The following is a 2,877-nucleotide window of genomic DNA, read 5'->3' as shown; positions in this document are numbered from 1 at the left end:
ATGTAAAGAAATATCAAACAAAGTAGACTAAAAACTAAGGCGCCGATTGGAATCGCCTTCCATTCGCAAACATCCTGTTTGCTCATTCCAGGCCAGGGTTTAGTCCTGTCGGCGCCATACGTCCCTTCGGTCCGTTTGCCGAGTAGAATGGATTTAACGCCGCCATTCGGCGGCTAGCCGTCATCCATGGCGCCTTTTCCTCCCGTTGGTCGGCGGACTAAACCCTTCGATTCCACCTTTATCGGGTGGGAAGTTTTTGCAACAGCAAAAACTTCAAACTAAGGCGCCGATTGGAATCGAACCAACGCATAAAGGTTTTGCAGACCTGTAATAATATTCCATAATTCATTTGTATATATATAATTAGTTGATTATACCTCTATGTTGCATACAAATAGCATACGGTAAAAAGTCAAAAAAAGGATAATTCCGAACCTGTAAAAAGGCTTTGCTTACGGTTCTTCCCGGCATCCTAGTAACCGGCTCCCGGGACACCGTTCTTATTTGATACTACGGCTCTGGGTTCCGGGGCTTGCGGACAAGGCAGGTTGATTGGTGGCGCGAGCCCGGGAATTATCGGCAGGGGATACCAAGCAAGAAGCATCATACCGGCGCATTTCCTCGGCGGTGATTGCCCCGGCCTTATACATATCCGTAGCGTCCTGGTGAATGTGCTTAAAAATAGCGCTCTTATATTTCATTGCCCTTCTCGTTAAACAGTCCGTCTAACGGCTATACCGTAACCTTGGGGCGGATTCTCCCCTGCCCGGCAAGATTGACGCTCCGAGGGGTTATTCCTGCCTCCGCATAGGCGGCCATGGCGCCGGCGTGGACATAAGCCCGGCACTGTTCCGGGGTCATGTCCTTAGTTTCATCCCGGTGCTTTAGTCGTATGGCGTGGATCTCCCGAATTGTTTTGGGGGCATCCACCATTTCCGGGTCATTGATGATCCGGGGGGCATTCATGTATTCCTCTACCGTTTTCATAGCGCCAATACCTCCGCAGAGTTATTGCCGGACCTGTGAAAGTATCTCTGGGTTATCAACAGCATAGCGCAACACGTCGGCCATGATTCCGGTATACCCTTTGCCCAGGCTCTTGTATTTTGCCACGTCACCCGGGGCAAGCCGGAGTGTTACTACCTGCCGTTTCTTTTTCCGGTCGCGCTCGGCTGCCAGATGTGCAAATTCCTTGAGGGCCTCCGGGGATAGTTCCGGCGCATCCTCAAGGTTTATAGGGCGCTTTTTCGCTTCCCGGAGTTCCGCCTGTATCCGCTTCATTTCGTCTTTAGTTGGCGCGGACTTTAGTCCGATTTGTCCAACCCTTCCCGTCGATTGTGTAATATCCTTCATAGCTTTTCCTCTCGGCCTTTGTGGCCAGCCGCGCCGTTATTAAACGCTTTTCGATCCCGGTCTCGGCATACACTACCAAAAGCGTGTCCCCTACTTTCCCGAGGGCTTGCCAGCGTTCCTCTCCGGAGATATTTTCCTCGCTTCGGTCAAAACGCTCTAGGCGGCCTTGGTCTGAAAAAACGTATTGCGCGGTCTCGAAGCTCACCCCGTGTTTTTCAAGGTTTTTCCGCGCCTTCTCTTCGTTCCAAGTAACCCCGCTTAACTTCATGGTTTAATGTATTACTTTATGTATGCTATGTCAAGCGATTTTAGGTGTTAAGAGATGTAGGCAGGGCCAGACAAAGAAGCGCCCCGGAACCTTCCGGTTTATCATGGGACCCTGTAAACCCCTCCAGGACGCGCCAGGCGGCCCGTGGTGAGGTTTTCCGGGGCGGGGCTGCATCCTCTTCCTCTCTCTCTTTTCCCCTCGTTTCCTTAAGACGGTCAAGACCTGTATTTTTACCTTGACAGGGAAAGCGGCCTAGCCTATATTCTAAGTATCTGGCGTACCGAAAATGCGCAGGGATACCTTTCAGGTGTTGCCGGGTCGGCGCCCCGGCTAAACCAGATATTTAACCGTTTTGGGGTCGTTCCCAGAGCGGTTTTTTGTTTTTATAATATGTTTCACGGGTTACCATGCCGGTTTTTACATCATAAAAATCATCGTCACCTGATAGAGTAAGCTCAATAAAGAGGGATAATCCTTTTTTATCAACTTTTTTATATAATATAAGGCGACTACCTCTACCTTCATAGATAGCATCATAGTTATGAGACACTGCCTGAACCAGATCGCGGGCGTTTTGATACCCATTTGATTTGAGTTCTTGCATCCTATCTTTGCGTTCTATGTGCTTTTCCCCATAATTTTTTCTACCACCTTCTTGTTTCCCGATCCTAAGACGAATTTTTCCCGCTTGCCGTCTGATTCGTTGAGCGATCTCCGGTGAGATTTCCCCAAAATCTTTGTTGCCGTCGCGGGTAAGAACAAATTCGCCATCATGCTGTACCGGGGTACTAACATTGCTCATTTAGCGGACTCCTTTGTGACTTACTCTAAAACCATCCAGGACGCGCCAGGCGGGCCGTGGCGGGGTTTTCCAGGGCGGGGCTATTTCTTTTTTTTCCGAAAACCTCTCTCTTGTCAAGGCATAGAATTTGTTTACCCCGGAAGGATCCTTTTCATAATCCCCGGCTGCCAGTTTTGTCAGGGTTATTACCTTGGACTTTTTGTTATATTTGATCATACCGGTTAGTTCCTTGGATTCATAGCCGTATTCATAAACAACAGCGGAAGCATCTTCCACCATCTTTACAAACAGCCACCACAATTATATCTCCTCCCCGGTGTTGTTCATTTTAAAGGCTACTCCGAATGTATAGTATTTCCATTGCATTAACTGATAATTTGCTGTATATTTAGATTGCATCGGTAAGGGTCGTTCTGGACTAAAGTCCACAGACGTTGGCTAAAGGGGGCGGTTT

The 2,877-nt window shown here is 48.7% G+C and carries 6 protein-coding genes; all 6 read right to left on the bottom strand.

The annotated features are described in order from the left end of the window. Nucleotides 1-500: 500 nt before the first annotated feature. Complete coding sequence (locus LQZ19_RS02665; protein WP_411046096.1) at nucleotides 501-701, bottom strand: XRE family transcriptional regulator; 201 nt, start codon at nucleotides 699-701, stop codon at nucleotides 501-503. 31 nt (nucleotides 702-732) lie between these two features. Continuing rightward, nucleotides 733-987: a hypothetical protein gene (locus tag LQZ19_RS02660; RefSeq protein WP_411046095.1), complete on the bottom strand. Its 255-nt coding sequence runs from the start codon at nucleotides 985-987 to the stop codon at nucleotides 733-735. 21 nt (nucleotides 988-1,008) lie between these two features. Beyond that, nucleotides 1,009-1,281, bottom strand: coding sequence for a BrnA antitoxin family protein (locus LQZ19_RS02655; RefSeq protein WP_411046094.1), 273 nt, complete (start codon nucleotides 1,279-1,281; stop codon nucleotides 1,009-1,011). A gap of 7 nt (nucleotides 1,282-1,288) precedes the next feature. After that, on the bottom strand, nucleotides 1,289-1,621 hold the full coding sequence (locus LQZ19_RS02650) for a BrnT family toxin (RefSeq protein WP_411046093.1): 333 nt from the start codon (nucleotides 1,619-1,621) through the stop codon (nucleotides 1,289-1,291). Between the two features lie 343 nt (nucleotides 1,622-1,964). Further along, nucleotides 1,965-2,423, bottom strand: coding sequence for a hypothetical protein (locus LQZ19_RS02645; RefSeq protein ID WP_411046092.1), 459 nt, complete (start codon nucleotides 2,421-2,423; stop codon nucleotides 1,965-1,967). Beyond that, nucleotides 2,424-2,723 carry a hypothetical protein gene (locus tag LQZ19_RS02640; RefSeq protein ID WP_411046091.1) on the bottom strand — a complete coding sequence of 100 codons (300 nt, stop codon included), beginning with the start codon at nucleotides 2,721-2,723 and terminating at the stop codon, nucleotides 2,424-2,426. It abuts the gene before it with no gap. Nucleotides 2,724-2,877: the final 154 nt, after the last annotated feature.

The sequence above is a fragment of the Treponema primitia genome, assembly GCF_046533075.1.
GTDB lineage: Bacteria > Spirochaetota > Spirochaetia > Treponematales > Breznakiellaceae > Termitinema > Termitinema primitia_B.
This window is presented reverse-complemented; position numbering and strand designations above follow the sequence as displayed.

Excerpts from the sequence above, each read along its gene's own strand:
- LQZ19_RS02655 (WP_411046094.1), bottom strand. The coding sequence starts at position 1,281 with ATGAAGCGGATACAGGCGGAACTCCGGGAAGCGAAAAAGCGCCCTATA.
- LQZ19_RS02645 (WP_411046092.1), bottom strand. The coding sequence starts at position 2,423 with ATGAGCAATGTTAGTACCCCGGTACAGCATGATGGCGAATTTGTTCTT.
- LQZ19_RS02650 (WP_411046093.1), bottom strand. The coding sequence starts at position 1,621 with ATGAAGTTAAGCGGGGTTACTTGGAACGAAGAGAAGGCGCGGAAAAAC.
- LQZ19_RS02660 (WP_411046095.1), bottom strand. The coding sequence starts at position 987 with ATGAAAACGGTAGAGGAATACATGAATGCCCCCCGGATCATCAATGAC.
- LQZ19_RS02665 (WP_411046096.1), bottom strand. The coding sequence starts at position 701 with ATGAAATATAAGAGCGCTATTTTTAAGCACATTCACCAGGACGCTACG.